The sequence below is a fragment of the Ruegeria sp. YTSC002 genome, assembly GCF_059609845.1.
In genome coordinates this window covers 89,517-112,353 of sequence record NZ_JBXWML010000010.1, presented here as the reverse complement: position 1 = coordinate 112,353, position 22,837 = coordinate 89,517, and the positions used below count along the sequence as shown (strand labels likewise).

The window sequence follows — 22,837 nt, the reverse complement described above, 5'->3', positions numbered from 1 at the left end:
GGAGGACGCCTCTGGACGCAAGGCGGTTCACGGCAGTGTGACTATTTGACTGCGCGTTCAGCGATCGATTGAAACGTCGTGTCAAGCTCGGCGGCAATATTCAGCAGGTCTTGCCCACCTTCCGGGGCGTAAGGCGCAAAGACAAAGCTGGGGGTCTTGTAAGACAGGGTCGCCGTCCCGTCCTGGTTCTCGGTTACGTAAAACCGGATCGGAGCCTCGATCATCGCGTGGACCGAGGTCTCCAGAACCCGCACGGCGTAGTCATTGTTGAAGGCCCCGATCACGCGATTTCCGGGAATCGAAATCCCACGTGCTGCCGCCGCTTTGGTCGGGCCCGCCTGTGTCACGACGATCAACCCGTTTTCCTTGATCGCGGCTTTGGTTGCGTCAACCAGTTCTGCATACGGTTTCTGGGTTGGGTATACGGCCCAGCCTTCGGGCACATTCTGAGCCCACAGAGGTAAAGCGATCAGGCAGAACAGGGGAATGAGAGCTTTCATCAACGCGTCTCCGGTATCTTGCTTTGACCTGTGTGCCAGACTTGAGGGTTCTGCGCAGTCACGAATCCGTGTTCACCGCGCGCTGCTGCCCCCCGCGTTTCTTCAGCAAGTAGATATCCATGATCCAGCCATGGTCGGCTCGGGCGCGGGCGCGCGTGTTAAGGATCCGCTGCGCGACCTGGTCCAAAGGGCCGCTGATCAGCAGTTCTTCTTTCATGCCCACATAGGCCCCCCACCAGATGTCATACTCTGCCATCCTGAGGGACTGGAACGAGCATTCCCCGTCCAGCATGACGGCGACTTTCGAAGCGGCTTCAGGCCAGCCGTCATCCCGGATACGGCGTCCGGTGGTCACGACATAGGGTGCGCCCAGATCATTGATCGGGATCGCATGAGCCGCGGTCAAAGCCTGCAAGGCCGTGATGCCCGGGATCACCTTTGTGTTGGGCCTGGGGTCCAGCCGCGCCGCGATTCGCAGCGAACTGTCATACAGGGACGGATCGCCCCAAATCAGCAGCGCAATGTGCTGCGCCTCCGGGTGGGCCGCGATGGCCTCCTGCCAGCGCAGTGCAATGGCGTCATGCCATTCGTCTACGCCGCGCAGATAGCCGTCATCCGCCCGGCGCTTGGGAATGTCAAAATAGGCTATCCTTGGCGGTGTCTCGGTTACCCGATCGATGATGTCCTCTCGCAGCCCGGCCAGATCGGCCTTGTTTTCGCCCTTGCGGGGGATCAGGATCAGATCGGCCGACCTGATCGCCTGTGCACCCTGAAAGGTCACATGATCCGGGTTGCCGGTGCCGATGCCAATCAGGCTCAGGTCAATCATCTTCGCACTCCGCCAGCGGCCCGTAAAGGATCAGGGCCGGAGCTGTGCCGATCTCGGATTTCAGCTGTTCGGCCAGGGCACCGATGGTGGCGCGCGTCAGCTTCTGATCCGGGGCCGAAACCGATTCAGCCATCAGGGCGGGCGTATCCAAAGGCAGGCCGTGTGAATGCAGCGCTTCTGCCAGAAGCGGGAAAGTTCGTTTGCCCATGAATACGACGGTGGTGGCCTGAGAATCGGCCAGTGCGGTCAGGTTCAGATCGTCCGGCAACGCGCCGCTGACGTCATGTCCCGTTACGAACTGCACCCGCCGTGCGGTCAGACGACGCGTCAGAGGAATGCCAGCGGCAGCTGCGGCGGCCACCGCAGACGGGATGCCGGGAATGATCTCGAATTCAATGCCTGCATCACGAAGGGCAACAAGCTCTTCTTCCAGGCGCCCAAACATGCCGCCATCGCCGGACTTCAGCCGCACGACATGCTGGCCGGTCTGGGCGTAGTCCACAAGCAACCGGCTGACATGGTCCTGCTTGGGGGACGGTCGACCAGCCCGTTTGCCCACGCCCACAAGATCCGCGTCTTCGCGCGCGTGGCTCAATATCGGCCCGCTGCTGAGGTCATCGAACAAAACCGCATCGGCCTTTTGCAGGCGATCCACGGCCTTCAGTGTCAGCAATTCGGGATCACCAGGGCCGGATCCGACGAAAGAGACAAATCCGGTCATTCAGATGCCTCCGCAATCAGGTGAAAGAACGTACCGGTGACATTGCCGCGAACGGAGCCGGTCTGAGGTCCTTCTGCGCCTTCGGCATCGAACACACGGGCCAGCGGCGCGTCAGGCTGATCCACGATCGAGGAATAGTGGAACTCATGCCCGCGCAGCGCCGCATTCTGTGCAAATCCCGGCATCGGGGCCAAGAGTTCCGCTTTGCGATAGCCCAGGTTGAATTTGCGTTTTTGGTACGACGTCACCAGCCCCAGCAGGCCAGCCATTTCATGCCGCACGCCATCCTTGTCGATCAGCGCATGACCCAGCGCCATATACCCACCGCATTCGCCATGCACAGGCCTTGTTTCCGCGTGCTTGCGCAGACCAGCGAGGAACGTTTGGGCAGCAGCCAACGTCCCGGCATGCAGTTCCGGATAGCCGCCGGGCAGCCAGACCAGATCGGCATCCGCCGCCGGCGCTTCGTCGGCCAGAGGCGAGAAGGGCAGGATCTCGGCCCCAGCTGCGCGCCAGCCTTCCAGCAAATGTGGATAGGTAAAGGAAAATGCCGCGTCCCGTGCCAGTGCGATCCGCTGGGCCGGAGGGCGCGGCAGCGCGTCTGACGATGGCCCAATGGGGCCTGAGGAAGCCGCCCGTTTGATCGCCTCGAGATCCACATGTTCGCGCAGAAATGCGGCATAGCCTACGATGGCGCTTTCAAGATCCGGGTGTTCGACGGCCTGGATCAGGCCCAGATGCCGCTCGGGGAGGGTCAGATCGCCTCGGCGCGGCAGCACACCCAGAACCGGCAGGCCTGCACGTTCCATCCCCAACCGGGTCAGGCGCTCGTGCCGGGGGCTGGCGCAGCGGTTCAGGATCACGCCGGCAAAGGGCAGATCGGGGTTGTACATCCTGAACCCCAGCGCGGTGGCCGCCGCAGATTGCGCCTGGCCGCCGACATCCAGCACCAGTACGACCGGCCAACCCATCCGCGCAGCGGTCTCGGCGCTCGACCCATGACCCAACTCACCCGGCTTGGCCACGCCATCGAACAGACCCATCGAACCTTCTGCCACCACGATGTCGGCACCTTCGGCCTGAGCTGAGATCGCGTTCAACAAAGGATCGCCCATCGCCCAACTGTCAAGATTAAACGAAGCCCGCCCAGCCGCTGCTCGGTGGAAGGCGGGGTCAATATAATCCGGTCCGCTCTTGAACGGTTGAACGGTCAGGCCATCCTCGGCCAGCGCGCGCAGCAGGCCCAGCATGACCGTTGTCTTGCCCGTGCCCGAGGACGGTGCGGAGATCAGAAGGCCCGGAGGGTTAATCATCACCATGGCTCCAGCTTGACCAGGGGCTCTCGGCGCTTTGCGGGCGATAGCGGCGGTCGTAATCTTTCGAATACAGGCAGCTTTCGTCGAAACCTTCGCCCGCCAGGGCCGGACCGACCATGATCAACGCAGTCCGCGAGATGCTGTCATCCAGCGTCTCTTTGAGCGTTCCCAGCGTCGCGCGGATTATCCGTTCATCCGGCCAGCTTGCGCGATAGACCACGGCGACCGGACAGTCGGCCCCATAGGCCGGGGTCAGATCGGCAATGACCTTGTCCAGATTGCCGATCGACAGATGAATGGCAAGTGTCGCCCCTGTGCGTGCGAAATTTTCCAACGTCTCGCCTTCGGGCATGGAAGATGCACGGCCCGGCGTCCGAGTCAGAACCACGGATTGCGCCAGCCCGGGCAGAGTAAGTTCGGTTCCCAAAGCCGCCGCAGCCGCCGCAAAGGACGGAACGCCCGGAGTTACGCTGACCGGGATGCCCATTTCCTTGAGGCGGCGGATCTGTTCCCCCATCGCCGACCAGACCGACAGGTCGCCGGAATGCAGACGGGCCACGTCCTGGCCGGCCTGATGTGCGGCCTCGATCTCGGCCATGATCTGATCCAGGTCCATTGGCGCGGTATTCACGATCTTTGCGCCTTCGGGGCAGTGGCCGAGGATTTCTTCCGGAACCAGGGAACCCGCATAAAGGCAAACGGGGCAGGATGCGATGATGTCGCGCCCGCGCAGTGTCAACAGGTCGGCGGCGCCCGGTCCGGCGCCGATGAAATGAACGGTCATGTCTGTCCTCCGATGGCAATGGCGCAGGTCGCCAGCCGGTCGTCTGAAATCTGTCTGGGTGAAAGCAGCCGCGCGCCCGGGCCAAAAAGCTTTCCGGCGGCGGCCAATGCGGATGCTTCGGCCACGCTCCCGGTGCCATAGGTGACGCGGCTGCGGGTCGAGCAGGTGAGTGTGCGTTGACCGGCCAGATCGGCGGCGGCAACGAAGTGGAGTGGAAGGGACAGTTCTTCGGCAAAAACCGTCAGGGCGGAATGACCTTCCTTGTCGGCAACGGTTGCCAGGGCGGCGACATCGTGGTTTGCGGCCGCCGTGTCAAATACGGCGCGCAAGCTGTCAACCGTGGCGGTGGACGAGAATCCCAAACCGGCAACGATCATAGCGTCACGCTCCACTGCACCACCGGATAGGCGGATTTCCAGCCGCGGCGCGGTCCAAGCGGCGCCGACTGCGCGAGTTCGATCCGCAGAAGCTCTCCGCCCAGCTTCTCATGCCAATGGGCCAACGTGGCCTCGCTTTCCAAAGTCACTGCATTGGCAACCAGGCGCGTGCCGGAAGGCAGGTTCTGGTGCAGCCAGTGCAGCAGGTCTGGATCAAGCCCCCCTCCGATGAACACCACGTCGGGGAATTCCAGCCCGTCCAAAGCAGCGGGCGCGGTGCCATGAATGACGTTCAACCGATCCTGACCCAATGCATCGGCATTCCGACGAATGCGCTCAACCCTGTCAGCACGGGGTTCTATGCTGGTTGCGGTCAGGGTCGGATCGCACATCAGCCATTCGATGCTGATCGAACCGGTGCCCCCTCCGATATCCCACAGATGCTCGCCCCGTTGCGGAGCAAGCGCCGAGAGTGTCAGCGCGCGGATCGGGCGTTTGGTGATCTGCCCGTCCGTCTCGAAGATGTGGTCCGGTTTACCAGACGCCTTGGACAGGGCAGGTCCTGCACCGGAAACCTCCAGACCGACGCAGACCGGATGGTCGAACGTACCCAACAGCGCCTCGGTCAGCGTGACTGTTCGGGTGGTTTCGCGCGGACCACCTAGGGCCTGCATCACATGCAGGGCCGAGTCGGCAAAGCCTGTCTCGGTCAGATACCGTGCCAGTTCCGCCACCGCCTTTCCGTCACGCAGCAACAGGATCGCGTGCGCTCCCGGGGCCAGATGCGGTCGCAAACGGGTCAGTGGAGCGGCGTGCAGGCCGAAGGTCAGTGTGCTTTCCAAAGGCCAGCCGAGCCGGGCAGCGGCCAGCGAGAAGGTGGATTGGCCGGGCAGGGCGGTCCATTCACCGGCATCGAAATTGCGCGCAATGACAGAGCCTGCGCCAAACCAGAACGGATCGCCCGAGGCAAGAACAACGGTCTGCCGGCCACGCAATCCTTTCAGGATCGGCAGCCCATCCGAGAACGGCGCAGGCCATTCGACACGTTCCGCTCCTGTTTCAGGCAGCAACGACAGGTGACGGGGCGGCCCCATGATCACTTCGGCCCGGTCCAGCACTTGACGGCCGGATGGCGACAGGCCATCAAACCCACCTTCGCCCAATCCAAGAACGGTCAGCCACGGAGATTCAGACATGACAAACCTCCTGATCCTTGGCGGCACGACCGAGGCCAATGCGCTGGCCAAAGCTGTTTCGGAACAAGGGATTGCGGCTGTGTATTCCTACGCTGGACGGGTCGAAAACCCGCGTCCGCAACCCTTGCCGGTAAGGGTTGGCGGTTTCGGCGGTCCGGAAGGTCTGGCCGCCTATATCCATGAGAATGCCATCACCCATGTCGTGGACGCGACCCATCCATTTGCGGCCCGGATGAGCCGGAACGTGATTGAAGCATGCACCGCGACGCGGACGCCATTGGCCGCGTTGACACGCGCGGCCTGGGTGTCGCAGCCCGGCGATGTCTGGCGTCACGTGCCCGACATCGCTGCCGCCGTCGACGCATTGTCCGGCGATGCTCAGCGTGTCTTCCTTGCAGTTGGCCGAATGCATCTTGAAGACTTTTTGCCCCAGCCTCAACACAGTTACCTGCTGCGCCTTGTGGATGACCCCGACACTGTGCCCTTGCCGAACGCAGAGGTTGTCGTTGCCCGAGGGCCGTTTACCGAAGCTGACGACCGGGCGCTGATGCAGCGCCACGGCACGCAGTTGGTCGTATCCAAGAACGCAGGCGGCACGGGCGCGCGCGCCAAGCTGGACGCGGCGCGGGCGCTGGGCCTTCCCGTGCTGATGATCGACCGCCCGGTTCTGCCACAGCGGACCGAGTTTTCGCAGGTCGCACAGGTTCTGGACTGGCTGTTTCATCCCTGATCCTTATCAGGGGTGAAGCGCGGCGTGTAGACGATCGGTGCGCCGTTGCGTTCGATCACACGGGTGCGGGATGACCCCACGATCACCACGGTCTGCATATCCGCCATGTCGGGCGTGGCTTCGGCCAGTGTCGAAATACGCATCTGTTCATCGGCCCGCGATACGGCGCGGGCGAACAGGATCAGACGTTCGGGCTCACACTCTTCACGCAGGATTTCCAGCGTCTTTACAAAGCCTTCCGGGCGGGACTTCGAGCGTGGATTGTAAAAGGCCATCGAGAAATCCGCCTGTGCAGCAAGGCGCAGGCGTTTTTCGATCAATGACCATGGTTTGAGGTTGTCGCTGAGGTTGATGGCGCAGAAATCATGCCCCATCGGGGCGCCCGCGCGCGCGGATGCAGCCAACATCGCCGTGATCCCCGGCAGCACATCGATCTGAAGATCGCGCCATTCCACGGGGCCGTATTCCAGCGCTTCGAAGACGGCTGCTGCCATGGCAAACACGCCTGGATCACCCGAGGACACAACGACCACGCGTTTGCCTTCTGCGGCCATTTGCAACGCGTGTTGCGAACGGTCGATTTCGACCCGGTTGTCACTGGCATGCAGCGTAAGGCCCGGGCGCTCGGCAATACGCGCCACATATGGGATATAGCCCACAACATCGGTGGCTTCGGCTAGCGCGGCCGTTACTTCCGGCGTTACAAGCGCTTCGTCACCCGGCCCAAGACCGGCAATTTTGACCCAGCCGCTCATGGTCGCCGCCCCTGACCGTGCACGACGATGATCGAGAAATACGGGGTAATCTTCTCGCAGGCTTCAGACAGCTTGGTCACCGTCTGGTTTGGCATCTGCGCATATTCCACGATCCATGCCCGGTCATACAGGCCAGCGGTCTTCAGGGCGCGTTTCACCTTGTCTATGTTGCGCCCGATTTTCATCACGACCAGTGCATCGGTTTGAGCCATGCGTTCAGCCAGCGTGTCTTCGGGCAGAGTGCCAACCAGCACGGTCAGAACGTCATCACCCCAGGTGATCGGGTCTCCTGTCGCTGTCCAGGCTCCGGACATGCCGGTAATGGCGGGTACAACTTCGACCGGCGCGTCTTCGCGCAGGCGACTGTAAAGATGCATGAACGAGCCATAGAAGAACGGATCACCCTCGCACAGAACAACCACGTCCTCACCCTGTTCGGACAGGGCCTTGAGATGCTTGGTGCAGTCTTCGTAGAACGCCGCCAGCAATTCGTTGTAGCGCGGATCTGTGACCGGGATCTCGGTGGTCACGGGATATTCCATAGGGAACTCGATCGCACCTTCGGGGATCATCCCGTTGACGATCTTGCGGGCCTGGCCGCTGCGACCGGGTTTGCGGAAGAACGCCACATGCTTTGCATTGCGCAGCAGGCGATCAGCCCGGACGCTCATCAAATCCGGGTCGCCGGGGCCAAGGCCCACACCGTATATGGTGCCCATCTTCATTCCGCCCGGCTTGCGATGGCGTTGACGGCCGCCACCGTGATGGCGCTGCCGCCCAGACGACCTTTGACAATGCAGGACGGCACCGGTTGCGCCTGCCACAGCGCATCCTTGGATTCCACCGCACCGACAAAGCCAACCGGGCAGCCGATAATCGCGGCAGGGCGCGGGCAATCCGGGTCTTCCAGCATGTTCAGCAAATGGAACAGTGCGGTGGGCGCATTGCCGATGGCGACCAGCGCGCCCTCCAGATGCGGCCGCCACAGCTCCAGCGCAGCGGCGGAACGGGTGTTGCTCATCTCGGCGGCCAGCGGGCGTACGCGTTCATCGTGCAGGGTACAGATCACTTCGTTGTCGGCGGGCAGGCGGAAGCGGGTGACGCCTTCGCTGACCATGCGCGCATCACACAGGATCGGTGCACCGTTTTCCAAAGCAGCACGGGCCGTTTGCACGAAGCCGGGCGAGAAATGCACGAACTCTTCCAGCCCGACCATACCCGCGGCGTGGATCATGCGAACGGCAACCTGCTCTTCATCGGCATCAAACCGGGCCAGATCAGCCTCGGACCGGATGGTGGCAAAGCTTTCCTTGTAGATCGCTGCGCCATCGGTTTCGTATGTATAGGGCATCAGGTGAAGTCCATGGTCATGAGTGTTTGGGGGTCAAGCCCGCGCTGGCAGGGCTCATCCCCCGCGCGGCCCTGTTTGACAAGATCAAATCGTCCGTTATCGCCTACCAATGTGATGTCCGCAGTACCCATGCGAGCACATCCCTTGCTACAGCCTGAAACATGGAGGCGTCCGGAAACCCGCGAAGCCAACGCCCGGGCGATGTCGCGCGTCTCTGCCTGCGCCTGCGGGCAGAACGGCGCGCCGGGGCAGGCGTCGGTGGTCATCAACGGATCGGTTCCATCTTCGACAAAGGCCGGGGCAGGTATCGCCGCCCCGCCTTCCAGCAGGATCAGCCGCCACGGGGTGACGCGCAGGGCGCAAGCACCGCTATCTTCGATCAGATCATACAGCTTGCGCGCCGGCAGCGACCCAAAAGCCGCGCCGTACAGAGCACCCAGTTCGCAGGGGCCGGGTTGAAGCCTTGCGCCAACTGATCCGGGCGCACAGCCTTGCCATTCCTGTGGAAGGGAGTCGATGACACGCGCCATGCGGCGCCTCTCGGGCGTGTAGGTTTCAGCAAACCACATTGCCAACGCGATCGCGTGGTCAATGGCGTCGGTCTCGGTCACGCTCCGCCCGGTTTCGCACCCGTCAGCGCGCAGGATCAGGCCGTCTGCACCTGTTTCCAGACGAATATCCGCCGAATCCGACGCCAGCAGACGTTCGGGGCCCGTGTCGATGGCAAAGCCGAACTTTGCGGGCAGGGCCGGCAGCTCCGCAAGCCGGTCGATCAGGTCACGGGTCAGTCGAGCGGTCAAATCGCCCGCCTGATAGAGCGGTGTAACCAGAATATTCCGGCGTATCTCGATACCGGGTTCCGCATCCAGCAGGTTCAGCACGGCAAGCTCTTTGAGCAGGGGCTGGTGGTCTTCCTCTTCCACGCCCCGCAATTGCAGATTGGCGCGATTGGTCAAATCGATCGAGCCGTTGCCAAAACGGTCCGCCAGATCGCACAGTCCCAGAGCCTGATCGGCGTCCAGACGCGCCAACCGGGGCCTGACCCTGACGACCAGACCGTCACCGGACATCATCGGACGATGGGCGCCCGGGCACCAGCCCTGAACAATCGGAGCACTCATCTCAATCCCTCCAGATCAGCCCGGATGGAATTCCGGCGCGTGTTCCAAAGCCCGGCCTCAAGCAGCGCGCGGAACCGGTCCTGCATGGCTTGATGAGCTTTGGGATTGGCCTCTTGCAGGAACGCGTCCACCTCTTCGTTGCCCAGCGTGGCATCATGGTAGAGGTCAAAAAGATGCGGTGCGACCGTGCCGGACAGATGCGCGAATGAGGCCATATGATCCAGCGTTGCCGCGATTTCAGCCGCCCCCCGGAAACCATGGCGTTGCATCCCGGCGATCCAGTCGGGATTTGCGGCCCGGGCGTGGACGACACGGCTGATTTCTTCGCGCAAAGTACGGGCACGCGGATTTTCGGGGTTGGTGTTGTCCAGATGGTAAAGCTGCGCGGTTCCGCCGGCGATCTTCTTGGCGGCGGCAAAACCCGCCTCGTGTGTGGCATAATCGTTGGCCAGAAGAAGATCGGTTTCGGTCAGGTCCTGCAAGTGGACAAAACTGTCTGCATTTGCAACGCGTTGGGTGATGCCGTCCTTGTCCTGCGCGATGTGTTCGCCTTCCAATGCAAAGGAACTGGCCTCAAGCCACGCCTCACCGGCCTGTGCACGGGCCTCGTCGGTATACACCTCGGAAAGCTCGGTCATGTTGACGCCATAGCTTCCGGGCGCAGGTCCATAGACACGCGCTGCCGGCTCCTGCCCGGCATAGGGGTTCCAGTCCGTCGCTTCATCGCGCGCGGCCAATGCGCGAACCGCTTGGCCAAACAAAGCGGACAGCGTCGGGAATACATCCCGGAACAGGCCCGAGACCCGCAAGGTCACGTCCAGGCGCGGGCGGCTCAGGTCAGTGATCGGCAGAACCTCGATGCCGGAAACCCGCTCGGACCCTTTGTCCCATACGGGTTTGACGCCCAGCAGGTGCAAGGCCATGGCAAATTCCTCGCCGGCCGTGCGCATGGTGGCTGACCCCCACAGATCGACGATCAGCCCTTTTGGGTAATCGCCTTCTTCCTGAAGATGGCGTCGCACCAGTTCCTCGGCCAGTTTCACGCCTTGGGCATAGGCCGCACGGGTCGGGACCGACCGCGGATCGGTGGTGTAAAGGTTCCGCCCGGTGGGCAGAACATCTGACCGACCACGATAGGGTGAACCCGAAGGCCCGGCATCGATCCGTTTGCCTTCGAGCGCTTTGATCAGCGCGTCGCGTTCGGCATGGGCTGACGGGGCCGGATCGAAATTGCCCGTCACCTCGGGCACGCGCCCGAAGATGTGCAGCCCGTCGCCAAACTGGCTTTCCTTGATGTCACAGACAAAGCGGTCGATGCGGGTGATCGCTTCGGCGGTGCAGGTTGCCTGATCAAGGCCGAGATCGCTTTCCAAGCCAATGGCCTGCGCTTCACCACGGATATCTTCCTGCAAGCGGTCACGGCGTTTGGGGTCAAGCCCGTCGGCGTTGGAAAACTCATCCAGCAGCGATTCAAGCCGCACCATCCGATCCGGCGTGCCGCTGTCCTTCATCGGCGGTGGGATGTGGCCCAGCGTGACGGCTCCGATCCGGCGCTTGGCTTGCGCGGCTTCGCCCGGGTCGTTCACGATAAACGGGTATATCACCGGCAGATCGCCGATCAGCGCCTCGGGCCAGCAATCGGCAGACAAGGCGACCGATTTTCCGGGCAACCATTCCAGCGTTCCATGTGCGCCGATATGGATCAGCGCATCCGCACCCAACCCTTTGCGCAGCCACAAATAGAAGGCGACATACCCGTGGCGCGGGGTGCGCGAGAGGTCATGATAGTCGTCATCCCGCAGCTCGGGCGTGCCGCGTTCGGGTTGCAGCGCGACCAGCGCCTTGCCGCGTCGCATGGCGGTGAAATGGAAGGCCCCATCGGCACAGGCCGGATCATCTTGGGGCGCCCCCCATACGGTGTGCAGATCGGTGCGCAGGGTCTCGGGCAATTCCGCAAGCGCATCCAGATAATCCCCGAGCGACCACGAAATCCGGGCGTCCAGAAGAGTGTCGGCAATCGGTTCGCCAGTCGCGATGTCATAGCCTTCTTCGTCAAGATCCGACAGCATCGCCTCGGCCGAAGCCAGCGCGTCAAGGCCAACCGCATGCGCCATCTGCCAGTCTTTGCCGGGATAGGTGGACAGGACCAGCGCGGGAATCTGATCTGCCTTGGGTTTGTCATTCAGTGCAAGCCAGCCCGATACACGGTCGATGATCGCTTCGATCCGGTCCGGTTCGGGCCGATGTGCAAAGCGCGCGTATTCCAGATGCGGATCACGTTTGCCTGGTTCCTTGAAAGACGCGATTCCCGCCGAAATCCGCCCATCCACCTCGGGCAGTACCACATGCATGGCCAGATCGGCGGGGGACAGCCCGCGTTCCGCCTCGGCCCAGGCTTTGCGGCGCGAGGTGGCGAGAGCGACTTGAAACACCGGCACTCCTGCCGCGTCCAGAGGCGATGTTCCCGACGCGCCTTTGCCCGAAAATGAAGTGGCATTGACAATGGCGGATGGGTTCAGCGCAACAACCTGGTCCCGCAACCAGTCGGCGGCTACAGGCGCCTTGAGCGACGGGGCAAACAGGCCCACCGCCTCGAACCCACGGGCGTGCAGGCTGCGGATCAGGGCCGCGATCGGGGCGGTGTCCGCCGAGGTCAGGTAAGCGCGGTAGAAGGTGACGAGGATGCGTTTGGCGTTACCTTCGAACGCGGTTTCCACCGGGATTACGCCGCGATCCGGACACCACGCGCCACATTCGGGCAAGGTCTTGGCGCCCATCACCGGCCCGGCATAAAGCCCCGCCGCCAGCGCCATCTGCGCCAGCGCCGCCTGTGCCGCGACCTCGCCGCCGGTATCGCACAGATGCGCCAGCCGCCGCAGGGTGGAATCGGGCAGGGTGGAATAGTCGTCCAGCCGCGTGTCCTCGCGCCCGTCGGCGGGTAGCACCGCCAGCGCGATGCCTTTGGCCTGTGCCAGCGCCAGCACCTGCTGCAACCCGTAGGACCAGTAGGGAACCCCGCCGATCAGACGGATCAGAATGCCCTTGGCGCCCTCCAACGTCTGTTCGACATAGGTATCGACCGACAGGGGATGTTTCAGCGCCGTCAGGTTGGCCAGCCGCAACGAGGGCATCCGCCCCTCGGGCCCGCCACCACGATGCCAGCCCGCCGCGAACGCACCCAGGTCGCTGTCCGAAAAGGACAGCACCACCAGATCCGCCGGGCTCTGGCCCAGATCGGTCGGGGTCTCGGTTTCCTCGAGCCCGTGGCTTTCGCGGAAGACGACGTGCATGGGTCTTACTCGGCAGCCTCACGCACACCCACGAGGATTTCGCGGATTTCCGCTTCTTTGATATCGTCATGCTCGGCGATGACGACCAGACGCGAACGGCGTTCTTCGCCGGGTTCCCACGGACGGTCATACTGGTGCCGTACCCGCGCACCGACCGCCTGAACCAGCAGGCGCATGGGTTTGCCCTGAACGGCAGCATACCCTTTGACCCGCAGGATGTTCAGCTCGTTCGCCAGACGCTCGATATTGGCCACCAGTTGGGTCGGATCGGCTTGCTCGGGCAACTCGACGATGATGCTTTCGAAATCGTCATGCTCGTGATCATGGTGGCCGTCGTGATGCGAGGGCCGGGCGTCCATGTCATCCTCGGCGGCGGCTTCCAGACCCAACACGACGCGAACGTCCACGGCACCTTCGGCCACTTCGACCACGGGCAGGGGGCGCGGCGCCTCGGCGGCGATGATCTCGCGCGCCTTCGCCACGCCTTCGGGGCCGGCGAGGTCGGGCTTGGTCAGCAGGATGATGTCGGCGCACGAGATCTGATCCTCGAACACTTCGGACAGGGGCGTTTCGTGGTCGATCGAGTCATCGGCCATGCGCTGGGCGTCCACCGCTTCGACATTGGGCGCGAAACGACCGGCGGCCACGGCCTCGGCATCGGCCAGAGCAATAACGCCGTCCACGGTGATCTTGGAACGGATATCGGGCCAGTCGAACGCCTTGAGCAACGGTTTGGGAAGCGCCAGTCCCGAGGTTTCGATCAGGATGTGATCCGGTCGCGGCTCCAGCGCCATCAGGGCCTCGATGGTGGGAATGAAGTCATCTGCCACGGTGCAGCAGATGCAGCCATTGGCCAGTTCCATGATGTTTTCCGCCGGGCAATCCGGGATGGCGCAGGATTTCAGGATGTCGCCATCGACGCCTACATCGCCGAACTCGTTGACCACGACAGCAAGGCGCTTGCCCTGCGGGTTCTGCATCAGGTGACGCACCAAAGTGGTTTTGCCCGAGCCAAGAAAGCCGGTGATCACTGTGACGGGGAGTTTTTCGAGGTTCGACATGTCAGGCTCCAATCGGGGGAATGCGCGAGGCACAGTTCTTGCGAAAATGTTCGGGGCGTTCGCGCCATTTCACCAAGCCATCTTCAGTGGCCAGATACTTGGTCGCACCGTCGACAATGACGTCGACATGATCTGTTTCGCTCAGGTTTTCGTACACGAAGGTCCAGCGGCCCGGCCCGCCGCGCAATACGATCGAACAGCCTTGATCGCAGTTTGACAGGCATTCAACGGCTTTCAGGGTGACACCGTCGGGCAGGTCCGCCTGTTCCAGGGCCTTGTGCAACAAAGCGCCCGGGCGTTGCGCGTCATCTTCGACAGGCAGGCCGCGACGGCAGGTGGTACAGACCAGCAGCTCGACTGGTGTGGTCTCGGTCATGTCTCTCATCCCCCCAAATCCTCTTCGCGGGGGACGGGGTTTCATGCGGGCCACGATTGGTCACGGACCCGACACCGGAACACCCCGCCCGGTTTCAACTTCGGTTGTTGGCAGGTCTCCCGGCTTGCGGATGCCAGAGGCGGGCCTCTGTCGGATGTCCCGCCTTCCCGGCCTTTGGGCCAGTGGCATTGGGCATCCTCTCCGTTCACGGTCGCGGGGGCGGCTGCGTTTGGCGGCATGACCGTTGACGCATTCCCTTTTCATCGGCTGTCACCGACACCAACGAAAGGGACATGCGGCACCGCTGGCCTGCTTGTCAAGCGAGTCGCGCGCAACAATGATGCAGAGGAGTAGAAAGCGACCTGTGGGCGTCGATGGGCGGCATGTCGTGCGGGGTTCAGCTTGAGATGAGCCCGGCGACCAACGGTATCTCTGCTAGGGTCGTACACTGTGGTGAGCGGGTGGCTCAAGGGAACCTGTCCCGATGATGGGAAAAGACCACCTAATACCCCGGATCCTCTCGCGCTAATAAATGACGTTGATCATGAGCAGCGAGACGACCAGAAACAGCACAGTCATGATCCCTCCGGACCGCACGAAATCCATCACCTTGTATCCTGCCGGCCCCATGATCAAGGCATTTACCTGATGGGTTGGGATGATGAAGCTGTTCGATGTTGAAATGGCGACGGTCAGGGCAAAGACGGCCGGATTCCCGCCAGCCGCTATCGCAATCGATACCGCCAGAGGCACCAGCAGAACCGTGGCCCCCACATTTGACATGACCAAAGAAAAGGCCGTCGCCAGAATGGCGATGCCGGTTTGCAGCGACCAGATCGGCCAGCCGTCCAGAATTATCATGATCTGCTGGGCGATCCACGCAGCGGTGCCTGTGTTCTGTACGGCTTGTCCCAACGGTATAAGGCAGGCGAGCAGGAATACGGTGTTCCAGCCGACCGCGCGGTATGCCTCATCCACGCTGAGCACACGGGTCAACATCATGCCCACCGCGCCGGTAAGAAGACAGAGTGAAAGCCGGACATCCGTGAACAGGATCAATGACAGCGAAATGGCGAAAAATGCCAGGGCCCAGCCGACTTTTTGCGGCCTCAGCTCGTCCTGTGGAAAGTCCGTTGTCACAACGACGAAATCCGGATCTCGTTTGATCCGCATTAGGTTGTCCCATCTGGTATGCGCCACGAGCATGTCGCCCGCCTGAAACTTTTCGAGCCCGATCTGAGTGGATTCGTGATCCTCGGTCTCGACATGGCTCAGCGTCTCTTCGCCGCGGTGAATGGCCAGCAGTGACATCCCGTAGGTCTTGCGAAACAAAAGCTCGCGGGGGCATTTGCCGATCAGCTTGCTGTCGGGCGTGATGACCACCTCGGCCACGCCTGCATTGGTTGGGGCGAACTCTTCGACGAAAACGTCCAAGTCGGGAAGAACGGTCAGCCCGTATTTCTCGGCGAATTTCTCGACCTCCCAACGGCGGCCGACGATGGCCAGCCGACACGGCGCTGCAATTTCCGCTGTCAAAACCTGAACCATCGAGGTTTTGCCGCGATAGAAGGTGGAAATGATGTACAGGTGGTTTTCGTGGTTGATGTCGGCCAGAATCTCGCCGACCAGGGGGCTGTCCTCGGGCACCACGACTTCGAACACATCGGCTTTGAGGCCATAGACCCTTTGCAGGTATTCCTGTGTCCCTTGTCCGGTACCCGTATTGTCAGGCTCTTCAGCCTCGGGCAAAACCCAGCGTCCCAACAGCAAAAAGTAACCAATTCCGGTCAGGATCAGAACCGCACCGATCGGCGTGACCGAAAACAGGCCGAAGGGCTCCATTTTCTGAGAGGTCGGCAGACTGTCATTTGCCGTCAGGATCAGATCGTTCAGCAGGATAAGAGGAGACGACCCGACCATTGTCATTGTGCCGCCCAGAATGGCGCAGAATCCCATCGGCATCAGCAGGCGCGACAGCGGTATACCTGACCGTGAAGATATTCGGCTGACAACGGGAAGAAACAGAGCAGCGGCGCCGACATTCTGCATGAACGAGGAAATGACGCCAACGGTTCCGGAGATGATGGGAACGACCCTGCCTTCCGATTTGCCGCCGTATTTGAGGATGACGGCAGCCACCTTGTTCATGATCCCCGTCTTGTCCAGACCAGCCCCGACGATCATGACCGCTATGATCGAGATTACGGCATTGGATGCGAAGCCGTCGAACAGAAGGGTGACATCCGCCAGATTTCCCAGCCCGGGCGCGTAGCTGAGCAAACCTATGAGAACCAGAACCAATATGGCGGAAAGGTCGATCCTGATGATCTCGGAAACGAACAAGAAAACGGTGAAAGCCAGAAGGGTGCAAACGACCCCCATCTCGAAGGTAAAGGCAATGTGTTCCACAATACGTCCAGAACTTTTTCTTTGTTAGATTCCTAGTTCATCCTTCCCTGCTTGTCATGAAGTTTCGTTTTTCGATCGCCTGGGGACATTATATTTCTCAAGGAATAGCGGTTTGAGTAATGGTAAAGACCTTGTTTGACGAACCTGTCAGATAGAGGCGTTTGCCAATTCGCATGAGGCAGCCCCCGAACCTGGCATGAGAGGTGCAGTCCTCACATGGTCGAAGCAGAGCAAACGGAAGGGGTTGAAACACGACCCGGACAACAGACGATCCGGAAATGTGAAAGCCCGCAGCACACGACTTGCCCAAGGGTCTTTTGCGGTTGCCCGAACAAGACCAGAGCTGCGAGCAAAAGCGGCTGTCAGCCCGCGCAGCAGGACAGCTTGCCAACGTCTTTCTCAAATGTCTGCGCGGCCAGTTTCAGGCCCTCGACCGTCGTGAGGTATGGAAAGATCATGTCACCCAAGTCGTCGTAGGTCATACCCATTTTCAGAGCCATCGCAGCGGTCTGGATTGTGTCTGATCCTTCGGGCGCGATGATATGGGCACCAAGCAGTTTCTTGCTTTGTTTGTCCGCCACCAGCTTGATCAGGCCGCGCGTATCGCGGGCCGCAAGCGCGCGTGGGACGTGCTCCAGGCCCAATACGGATGTGATGACGTCATGGCCCTGAGCAGCAGCCTGCGCTTCAGTTGCACCGACGCTGGCGACTTGAGGATCTGAAAAGACCACAGAAGGCATGACGCTATTGTCATAGCTCAGCGAGTTTCCGTTCATGGCATTCTTTGCCGCCAGCTTTGCGCCATAGGCAGCCATATAGACGAACTGATCATTGCCGGTTACGTCACCAGCGGCATATACACCCTCGCGGGAACTGTTCATCGCAGGATCGACGATTACTCCGCCTCTTTCGTCCGTCGCAATCCCTGCGACATCAAGCGCGAGGGATCCGGTGTTCGGGACGCGCCCTGTCGCCAGCATCAGTTTTTCTGCATCCACTGTCACCGGCTGGCCGTTTCGGGTGGCGTGCAACCGAACTACGCCATCCATGGCTTCCAACCGGTCGTAGGACAGGCCATCAAGCACCGTGATGCCTTCCGCTGTGAAGGCGTCGGTGAGTGCCGCACTGATCTCGGGTTCGGCTTCGGGCAACAGCCCCCTGCGTGATACAATCGTGACGTCCGCACCGGCGCGTGCAAAGACCTGTGCAATCTCGACACCGATGTAACCCCCACCCATAACCATCAGGGACGCGGGCCGTTTATCGAGCTGCAAGGCGGACGTGCTGTCCAGCCATTCGATCTCGGCCAGGCCGGGAATGTCGGGCACGTGCTGAGTTGATCCGGTTGCAATGATGACTTTCGCGGTTTTCAGGTTGCGGTCGCCAACCTGAATGGAACCATTTTCCTGAAACACTGCCTGACCTTCAATGTAAGTCACAGCCTCATAGTTTGGCAGCACATCGACGTATTTTGCAGCCCGAAGATCATCTACCAGGGCTTGTTTCTGAGCAATCAGCGCCTTCCAGTCAGAGATTTTGGCGGATGCTTCCACCCCGTCAAAGCGGCGGGCCGCTTTCGCAACGTGCAGCGTTTCGACCGCGCGGATCATGGCCTTGGACGGGACACAACCGACGTTCACACATGTGCCGCCAATCGTGTCATATCCGACCAGCGCGACACGCGCGCCTTCTTCCGCAGCCGTGATGGCGGCAGAAAAACCGGCAGACCCTGCGCCGATGACGACAAGGTCAAACCGGTCAGAGCCGGATTTTTCGGGTTTGCAACAGTCAGACATGGAATGGCCTTTCAGGAAGTCGTGTTTCGCGCGCGACGGATCAGCGCGTAGATTGTAATCAGAATGAATATCGCGAGGGCAGGCATGAAAACGTAGTCAAGATATCCAGCGACAGCGGACAGACCGACGATGCCGAGAAGACCAACCAGCAAGGGTGTAAAGCAGCAAAGTGCGGCGATGACAGTGCCGATGATACCCGTTTTGAGAAGTTTGTTGGTCACGAGGTTTCCTTGGCATTTCGATCTTCGGCGTCATGATCCCGGCGGCTTCGAAGGATTGTTCGAACCGAAAGAACGACCACGCCAGTTCCAACGGCGATCAGCAGGGTAGTAAGAACATCAAGGCCGGTCGCCGTTCCGATTGCTCCGCTCAGCAGGGACATCACCACGGCGGCATGTCCGCCACAGCAAATCACGATCACCGGGGCTGCAACGATGAAGGCAAGAATGCCACCTGCGGATCTGTCCTTCATGGGCTGCGATCAGGAATCGGACGGAGCGGTGACAAGCTGGGCTTCATACCCGGCCGCGGCTGATGCAAATTCAATGTCCTCAACACTCGCAACGGCATCATCAAAGACGACTTCCGCCGTCAACGTGTCAGAATTCGCCGTCACCTGTGTGACGCCTTCGACGCTGCCCATTGCCGATTCAACGATAAAGGGGCAACTGGGGCAATGCATACCAGGCACCGAAAATGTCACGGTTTGCTCTGCTGCAAGTACTGGAGCCGCGGTCAACAGGCCGACGAGGGTCAAGACAGGCGTGTAAAGTTTCATTTTGGTTCCTTTCACAGACCAAGAAGAATGGGGGCGACGATCGGCGCGATCCAATTCCAGAACAACGCAATCATGATGAGAACTGTCGATACCCAAAGCGCGGATTTCACCAGCCGATTGGGGAGAGGGCGCGCGCAGGCTTCGCCTTCTGCGCAGGCCCTGGGTTTGCGATAAACCATCCAGAAGCCGTAGCCGAGGAAGCCAAGTGTGACTGCAATGAAGATCGGCTTGTAGGGCTCGAGCGCGGTCAAATTGCCGATCCACGCGCCGGAGATACCAAGGCTGAACAGGATCAGGGGAACGACGCAGCAGGTTGACGCCGCAAGGGCGCCAAGAACACCGCCAGCCGCAATCATGCGCGCCTTTTTCGTTTCGGGGCCGACCTGTTTGAGATCGACATCAAGTGCATCAGTCATTCGAGAACCCGCTTTTCAAGTTTCGAGATGCAAGATAGGATCTGTAGCAGCTACAGAAGCAAGAGGGTTTTTCGATGGCTGAGTTCACGAACGCGCGAGGCTATCCAATAGGCGCGATGTCGAAGCACACAGGCGTCAATATTGAAACGATCAGATATTACGAACGCATTGGGATCATGCCGAAACCCGACAGAACGGCGGGGGGCAACCGGCAATACAACCACGACCAGCTCAAGCGCCTGTCTTTCATCAAGCGTTCACGGGACATCGGATTCAGCATCGAAGAAATCCGCGCACTGCTGGAAATGGTGGATCGACGCGACTTTACATGTGGCGAGGTTCACTCCATGACGGTCAATCACCTCGCGTCGGTCAAAGAGAAGATACAGGCCCTGCATCGGTTGGAGGACGCGCTGGAAGCGATGGCGGCAGAATGCAGCCGAGGTGATGTTCCCGACTGTCCGATCCTGGATACGCTTTTTGACGTTTCTGAAACAGGATGAGTTCACCGGAACGGGCGTTGAGCGACCGATTGTTCGGTCCTGCGCTTTGATTGAAGATGGCTGGTCCAAAGACAGTCCGCTTACCGTCGAACTGGTCGCAAATTGCGGTGCGATCGCCGCCTGTTCCAAGCCTATGATGCGCTTGTTGCGGACCAGAGAGTGAAGCGAATGAAGAAACCTCGCCCTGACACTGCGGCAAGGTAGGCTTTCCCTGCATTGCTTTGGGATGCGCACAGCGCTGACCGATCTTGGGCAAGGTTCGAATCTCAGCCGGCGGTAAACATAACGCATGAGCCGGGCGGGGCGGGCACGGTTGCCTGTCTGCCGTTTCCGCATTGTGTGCCGTGCCGGGGCCGGAGCGAAGCTGGATGCCCCAAGCAATTCACACCGCAACAGGTGTCCCGGCGACCACGATGACAAGCCCCAGGACAGCCAATCCCAAAAAGCAGATCGCCTTGGTGTTTTGTTCGCGCTTCCAACAACCCAAAGCCGCGATGGCCGCCTGTATGGCATAGTACAAGGCGAAGGCGCGCGACGCGATTGTGATGATCTCGAACACGTTCGCTGTCCATGTCAGGGCCACACCGACGCCTGCAAGCAAAATATATCCTGCTCGTGCGGTGATCCGGTTTCTGGTCAGCTCTGACAGAAGACCACCTGACCCGGCGGTATCGGCTACCGCCGCACTGAACTGCGCGGCAATTGCGGCCCCAACAAGCAGGGCCGGAAGGATCGGTGCGACGATCTGCATCAGGTCGATTATTGCGGTCTCGCTGAACGGTATCGTCCCGGCGGCGAACACATAGCTCAGCATCCCGATATAGATCATGTAGATTGCGGTTGCGATCCACTGGGCCCGTTTCATGGACGCGACGCGGGTTGCTGCGTCGTACTCCTTGCCCAGGTATCGGGATGTTTCAAACCCCTGAACCGTGACGATCAGACCGAAAAGCAACGCCAGGCCTGACCAACCAGTCGTCAGAGGCGTGTTGATCAGAAGTTCGCCTGCTGCTGCGGTCCGTCCGAAATGGACGCCAAGCCCGACCAGAAGCCCGGCGATGATCGCCAGTTTCAAAGTGACGGTGAACTTTTCCATCCCCTCAAGGGCTGCAAAGCCGCGTGTCCATCCAACATAGGCAATAAGGATCAATGTTGCGGTCGTGATCAGACGCGCTGCGTTGGGCTCGTCATAAGGCGTCAAGCTTACCGAGAACGCGCCCAGCAGGTTGAGATAATAAGCGACCGAGATTGTATATGCACCTGCCAGAACCCACGAAGCGGACGCATCAAGGATGTTCTCGGCCCGGGAACGATCCGGGGTCTGCTCTAGACGCAGTATGTTGCGGCGAATGGCGGCGCCAAAGGCGTATGCGACCACACACAGAAGGGCCATCGCCACCGGCGCAAGGTAACCAAAAGACGTGTCGAGTATGGGGCCGATGACCAGAAACCCGCTTCCGATGATTGACGCGAGCGGCGTGACGATCGCACGCCACCCGATCGATTTGCTGACCCTGGGGTGAACGAGTGCCGCAGTGACAAGTAAAACGACGGAGACGACAGCCAGATCAATCACGGTTTGGACGCCCCGGTTGCCGGTGTCGTACCGGTCCACTCGGGCGCGTCCGAGGCGGGAAAGGACGCGAGACTTGTCTTTGGCACGGGGTCCATGGGGCCGTTGAGTGTGCCACCAGAAGCGTCGAACGTGCCGGGTGCGTCCACGCCACGAAAGAGCCTGTGCGCGCTCTTTGGGTGGCGCCCGGTGTCGATGCTCCACGAGCCGGGCGCATCGGACCCCTTGCTGGCCGGAACCTCCTCCCACCAGAACCGCCGAGGCCCGAGGCTGCGTCTGGTGGCCGGATCATCACGCAGGTCATAGCGCCAATCGTTGTTCTCGGCATGGGCAATTGCGCTTTCACGGTCTGGGAAGGTCAACCGGATTTGCCGGAACGGATCCCTGCCGAGTGTCGATTCCGTCAGTGAGTCCAATGCTTTTGCGCGAAACGGTTCGAACTCGAGAATCCAGTCGTGTTTGCGTGGCGCCGATTGTGTCGCCGATTTCGCGGGCCGGTAGATCCGGACCCTCGGCACCTCTTTCCAGCGCAGATCGGTGCCCGGTATCCTGGGGTCAAATGGCGGTCGGTTGTGCCAATGCTGTCCTGTCATCACAATCATTCCCTTTTCGTCCATCAGGCCGAAACTGCGGCGCCGGGCGCGTCATCCGATGTATCAAGGATCCCCGGTTTCAACGCCAGAAGGATCATGGCGGCACCAAAGATCGCTGCGTGGGTTCCAGGCAACCAGCCCAGGGCCAGAACGCTGCCGACAGGTGTTGAGAACAAGATCCATATGAGGGCGCACCCGAACAGGACCGTCAGGAACAGTACGCCTTGGGCTGGCATCAGCCGTGCAAGGACGGCAAGAACCCAAGCGATAATCCCTCGCCATGGAAAGGCCATCCGGTTCTTCGAAAGCGAACAGTTTTGACGTGCTTCAGTCAGAGCGGCGTCAGTCATTGCCGTGCCTCT

Annotated in this window: 26 protein-coding genes and 1 riboswitch; of the genes, 3 read left to right on the top strand and 23 right to left on the bottom strand. The window is 60.9% G+C overall.

What is annotated here, in order from left to right; all coding sequences use genetic code 11:
- Positions 1–41 precede the first annotated feature (41 nt).
- The 7 genes from AC2FFD_RS17480 to cbiE are packed head-to-tail and all read right to left on the bottom strand — an operon-like array spanning position 42 to position 5,723.
- Positions 42–500: a DUF302 domain-containing protein gene (locus AC2FFD_RS17480; RefSeq protein ID WP_496873691.1), complete on the bottom strand. Its 459-nt coding sequence runs from the start codon at positions 498–500 to the stop codon at positions 42–44.
- Between the two features lie 58 nt (positions 501–558).
- Positions 559–1,329: a precorrin-6A synthase (deacetylating) gene (gene cobF, locus AC2FFD_RS17475; protein ID WP_496873690.1), complete on the bottom strand. Its 771-nt coding sequence runs from the start codon at positions 1,327–1,329 to the stop codon at positions 559–561.
- The gene (gene cobA, locus AC2FFD_RS17470) at positions 1,322–2,050 is read right to left on the bottom strand and encodes a uroporphyrinogen-III C-methyltransferase (protein WP_496873689.1); all 729 of its coding nucleotides are present in this window, start codon (positions 2,048–2,050) and stop codon (positions 1,322–1,324) included. Before cobA ends, cobF begins: the two co-directional genes overlap by 8 nt.
- Complete coding sequence (locus AC2FFD_RS17465) at positions 2,047–3,369, bottom strand: cobyrinic acid a,c-diamide synthase CobB (RefSeq protein WP_496873688.1); 1,323 nt, start codon at positions 3,367–3,369, stop codon at positions 2,047–2,049. Before AC2FFD_RS17465 ends, cobA begins: the two co-directional genes overlap by 4 nt.
- Positions 3,356–4,150 carry a precorrin-4 C(11)-methyltransferase gene (cobM, locus tag AC2FFD_RS17460; protein ID WP_496873687.1) on the bottom strand — a complete coding sequence of 265 codons (795 nt, stop codon included), beginning with the start codon at positions 4,148–4,150 and terminating at the stop codon, positions 3,356–3,358. The genes AC2FFD_RS17465 and cobM overlap by 14 nt, the downstream gene beginning before the upstream one ends.
- Positions 4,147–4,527 (bottom strand): cobalamin biosynthesis protein, encoded by a 381-nt coding sequence (locus tag AC2FFD_RS17455; protein WP_496873717.1) that lies wholly within the window; start codon positions 4,525–4,527, stop codon positions 4,147–4,149. Before AC2FFD_RS17455 ends, cobM begins: the two co-directional genes overlap by 4 nt.
- Complete coding sequence (gene cbiE / locus AC2FFD_RS17450; RefSeq protein WP_496873686.1) at positions 4,524–5,723, bottom strand: precorrin-6y C5,15-methyltransferase (decarboxylating) subunit CbiE; 1,200 nt, start codon at positions 5,721–5,723, stop codon at positions 4,524–4,526. The genes AC2FFD_RS17455 and cbiE overlap by 4 nt, the downstream gene beginning before the upstream one ends.
- Between cbiE and AC2FFD_RS17445 the strand changes: the two genes are divergently transcribed.
- On the top strand, positions 5,722–6,453 hold the full coding sequence (locus AC2FFD_RS17445) for a cobalt-precorrin-6A reductase (RefSeq protein WP_496873685.1): 732 nt from the start codon (positions 5,722–5,724) through the stop codon (positions 6,451–6,453). The two genes, cbiE and AC2FFD_RS17445, sit on opposite strands and share 2 nt — an antisense overlap.
- Here the strand turns inward: AC2FFD_RS17445 and cobJ are convergent.
- The 13 genes from cobJ to AC2FFD_RS17380 form a co-directional block, all read right to left on the bottom strand.
- The gene (cobJ, locus tag AC2FFD_RS17440; RefSeq protein ID WP_496873684.1) at positions 6,444–7,208 is read right to left on the bottom strand and encodes a precorrin-3B C(17)-methyltransferase; all 765 of its coding nucleotides are present in this window, start codon (positions 7,206–7,208) and stop codon (positions 6,444–6,446) included. The genes AC2FFD_RS17445 and cobJ overlap by 10 nt on opposite strands.
- A complete protein-coding gene (locus AC2FFD_RS17435; protein WP_496873683.1) occupies positions 7,205–7,933 on the bottom strand; it encodes a precorrin-2 C(20)-methyltransferase in 729 nt (242 codons plus the stop codon). Before AC2FFD_RS17435 ends, cobJ begins: the two co-directional genes overlap by 4 nt.
- On the bottom strand, positions 7,930–8,559 hold the full coding sequence (locus AC2FFD_RS17430; RefSeq protein WP_170347199.1) for a precorrin-8X methylmutase: 630 nt from the start codon (positions 8,557–8,559) through the stop codon (positions 7,930–7,932). The genes AC2FFD_RS17435 and AC2FFD_RS17430 overlap by 4 nt, the downstream gene beginning before the upstream one ends.
- Entirely contained in the window at positions 8,559–9,680 is a 1,122-nt protein-coding gene (locus AC2FFD_RS17425; RefSeq protein ID WP_496873682.1) for a ferredoxin-like domain-containing protein, read from the bottom strand. The genes AC2FFD_RS17430 and AC2FFD_RS17425 overlap by 1 nt, the downstream gene beginning before the upstream one ends.
- On the bottom strand, positions 9,677–12,970 hold the full coding sequence (gene cobN, locus AC2FFD_RS17420; protein ID WP_496873681.1) for a cobaltochelatase subunit CobN: 3,294 nt from the start codon (positions 12,968–12,970) through the stop codon (positions 9,677–9,679). Before cobN ends, AC2FFD_RS17425 begins: the two co-directional genes overlap by 4 nt.
- Positions 12,971–12,975: 5 nt before the next feature.
- The gene (cobW, locus tag AC2FFD_RS17415; protein ID WP_496873680.1) at positions 12,976–14,031 is read right to left on the bottom strand and encodes a cobalamin biosynthesis protein CobW; all 1,056 of its coding nucleotides are present in this window, start codon (positions 14,029–14,031) and stop codon (positions 12,976–12,978) included.
- A gap of 1 nt (position 14,032) precedes the next feature.
- Complete coding sequence (locus tag AC2FFD_RS17410) at positions 14,033–14,407, bottom strand: DUF1636 family protein (protein ID WP_170347195.1); 375 nt, start codon at positions 14,405–14,407, stop codon at positions 14,033–14,035.
- Between the two features lie 92 nt (positions 14,408–14,499).
- Positions 14,500–14,706, bottom strand: a riboswitch (cobalamin riboswitch).
- 226 nt (positions 14,707–14,932) lie between these two features.
- Positions 14,933–16,789, bottom strand: coding sequence for an SLC13 family permease (locus AC2FFD_RS17405; protein WP_496873716.1), 1,857 nt, complete (start codon positions 16,787–16,789; stop codon positions 14,933–14,935).
- Between the two features lie 389 nt (positions 16,790–17,178).
- Positions 17,179–18,612, bottom strand: coding sequence for a mercury(II) reductase (merA, locus tag AC2FFD_RS17400; RefSeq protein WP_496873679.1), 1,434 nt, complete (start codon positions 18,610–18,612; stop codon positions 17,179–17,181).
- 11 nt (positions 18,613–18,623) lie between these two features.
- A complete protein-coding gene (gene merF, locus AC2FFD_RS17395; RefSeq protein WP_425077958.1) occupies positions 18,624–18,833 on the bottom strand; it encodes a mercury resistance system transport protein MerF in 210 nt (69 codons plus the stop codon).
- Positions 18,830–19,084: a hypothetical protein gene (locus tag AC2FFD_RS17390; RefSeq protein ID WP_425077959.1), complete on the bottom strand. Its 255-nt coding sequence runs from the start codon at positions 19,082–19,084 to the stop codon at positions 18,830–18,832. The genes merF and AC2FFD_RS17390 overlap by 4 nt, the downstream gene beginning before the upstream one ends.
- A 9-nt stretch (positions 19,085–19,093) precedes the next feature.
- Entirely contained in the window at positions 19,094–19,390 is a 297-nt protein-coding gene (locus tag AC2FFD_RS17385) for a heavy-metal-associated domain-containing protein (protein ID WP_496873678.1), read from the bottom strand.
- An 11-nt stretch (positions 19,391–19,401) separates the two neighbouring features.
- Positions 19,402–19,806, bottom strand: coding sequence for a mercuric transporter MerT family protein (locus tag AC2FFD_RS17380; RefSeq protein WP_496873677.1), 405 nt, complete (start codon positions 19,804–19,806; stop codon positions 19,402–19,404).
- Between the two features lie 74 nt (positions 19,807–19,880).
- Here AC2FFD_RS17380 and AC2FFD_RS17375 point away from each other — a divergent pair, with 74 nt between their 5' ends.
- Positions 19,881–20,309: a MerR family transcriptional regulator gene (locus tag AC2FFD_RS17375; protein WP_496873676.1), complete on the top strand. Its 429-nt coding sequence runs from the start codon at positions 19,881–19,883 to the stop codon at positions 20,307–20,309.
- Positions 20,287–20,472, top strand: coding sequence for a hypothetical protein (locus AC2FFD_RS17370; RefSeq protein ID WP_496873719.1), 186 nt, complete (start codon positions 20,287–20,289; stop codon positions 20,470–20,472). Before AC2FFD_RS17375 ends, AC2FFD_RS17370 begins: the two co-directional genes overlap by 23 nt.
- A 219-nt stretch (positions 20,473–20,691) precedes the next feature.
- Here AC2FFD_RS17370 and AC2FFD_RS17365 read toward each other — a convergent pair whose 3' ends face one another.
- From AC2FFD_RS17365 to AC2FFD_RS17355, 3 genes are read right to left on the bottom strand one after another with little or no spacing between them, the layout of a single operon-like run.
- Positions 20,692–21,924, bottom strand: coding sequence for an Aq_097 family APC-type transporter (locus AC2FFD_RS17365; protein WP_496873675.1), 1,233 nt, complete (start codon positions 21,922–21,924; stop codon positions 20,692–20,694).
- Positions 21,882–22,475, bottom strand: a complete 594-nt coding sequence (locus AC2FFD_RS17360) for an NADH dehydrogenase ubiquinone Fe-S protein 4 (RefSeq protein ID WP_496873674.1) — start codon at positions 22,473–22,475, stop codon at positions 21,882–21,884. Before AC2FFD_RS17360 ends, AC2FFD_RS17365 begins: the two co-directional genes overlap by 43 nt.
- Before the next feature lie 23 nt (positions 22,476–22,498).
- Positions 22,499–22,825, bottom strand: a complete 327-nt coding sequence (locus AC2FFD_RS17355; RefSeq protein WP_496873673.1) for a hypothetical protein — start codon at positions 22,823–22,825, stop codon at positions 22,499–22,501.
- Positions 22,826–22,837 lie beyond the last annotated feature (12 nt).

Bases quoted from the DNA above. Each gene is read 5' to 3' on its own strand.
- AC2FFD_RS17480 (WP_496873691.1), bottom strand. From the start codon at position 500: ATGAAAGCTCTCATTCCCCTGTTCTGCCTGATCGCTTTACCTCTGTGG.
- cobF (WP_496873690.1), bottom strand. From the start codon at position 1,329: ATGATTGACCTGAGCCTGATTGGCATCGGCACCGGCAACCCGGATCAT.
- cobA (WP_496873689.1), bottom strand. From the start codon at position 2,050: ATGACCGGATTTGTCTCTTTCGTCGGATCCGGCCCTGGTGATCCCGAA.
- AC2FFD_RS17465 (WP_496873688.1), bottom strand. From the start codon at position 3,369: ATGGTGATGATTAACCCTCCGGGCCTTCTGATCTCCGCACCGTCCTCG.
- cobM (WP_496873687.1), bottom strand. From the start codon at position 4,150: ATGACCGTTCATTTCATCGGCGCCGGACCGGGCGCCGCCGACCTGTTG.
- AC2FFD_RS17455 (WP_496873717.1), bottom strand. From the start codon at position 4,527: ATGATCGTTGCCGGTTTGGGATTCTCGTCCACCGCCACGGTTGACAGC.
- AC2FFD_RS17445 (WP_496873685.1), top strand. From the start codon at position 5,722: ATGACAAACCTCCTGATCCTTGGCGGCACGACCGAGGCCAATGCGCTG.
- cbiE (WP_496873686.1), bottom strand. From the start codon at position 5,723: ATGTCTGAATCTCCGTGGCTGACCGTTCTTGGATTGGGCGAAGGTGGG.
- cobJ (WP_496873684.1), bottom strand. From the start codon at position 7,208: ATGAGCGGCTGGGTCAAAATTGCCGGTCTTGGGCCGGGTGACGAAGCG.
- AC2FFD_RS17435 (WP_496873683.1), bottom strand. From the start codon at position 7,933: ATGAAGATGGGCACCATATACGGTGTGGGCCTTGGCCCCGGCGACCCG.
- AC2FFD_RS17430 (WP_170347199.1), bottom strand. From the start codon at position 8,559: ATGCCCTATACATACGAAACCGATGGCGCAGCGATCTACAAGGAAAGC.
- AC2FFD_RS17425 (WP_496873682.1), bottom strand. From the start codon at position 9,680: ATGAGTGCTCCGATTGTTCAGGGCTGGTGCCCGGGCGCCCATCGTCCG.
- cobN (WP_496873681.1), bottom strand. From the start codon at position 12,970: ATGCACGTCGTCTTCCGCGAAAGCCACGGGCTCGAGGAAACCGAGACC.
- cobW (WP_496873680.1), bottom strand. From the start codon at position 14,031: ATGTCGAACCTCGAAAAACTCCCCGTCACAGTGATCACCGGCTTTCTT.
- AC2FFD_RS17410 (WP_170347195.1), bottom strand. From the start codon at position 14,407: ATGACCGAGACCACACCAGTCGAGCTGCTGGTCTGTACCACCTGCCGT.
- AC2FFD_RS17405 (WP_496873716.1), bottom strand. From the start codon at position 16,789: ATGGGGGTCGTTTGCACCCTTCTGGCTTTCACCGTTTTCTTGTTCGTT.
- merA (WP_496873679.1), bottom strand. From the start codon at position 18,612: ATGTCTGACTGTTGCAAACCCGAAAAATCCGGCTCTGACCGGTTTGAC.
- AC2FFD_RS17390 (WP_425077959.1), bottom strand. From the start codon at position 19,084: ATGAAGGACAGATCCGCAGGTGGCATTCTTGCCTTCATCGTTGCAGCC.
- AC2FFD_RS17385 (WP_496873678.1), bottom strand. From the start codon at position 19,390: ATGAAACTTTACACGCCTGTCTTGACCCTCGTCGGCCTGTTGACCGCG.
- AC2FFD_RS17380 (WP_496873677.1), bottom strand. From the start codon at position 19,806: ATGACTGATGCACTTGATGTCGATCTCAAACAGGTCGGCCCCGAAACG.
- AC2FFD_RS17375 (WP_496873676.1), top strand. From the start codon at position 19,881: ATGGCTGAGTTCACGAACGCGCGAGGCTATCCAATAGGCGCGATGTCG.
- AC2FFD_RS17360 (WP_496873674.1), bottom strand. From the start codon at position 22,475: ATGACAGGACAGCATTGGCACAACCGACCGCCATTTGACCCCAGGATA.
- AC2FFD_RS17355 (WP_496873673.1), bottom strand. From the start codon at position 22,825: ATGACTGACGCCGCTCTGACTGAAGCACGTCAAAACTGTTCGCTTTCG.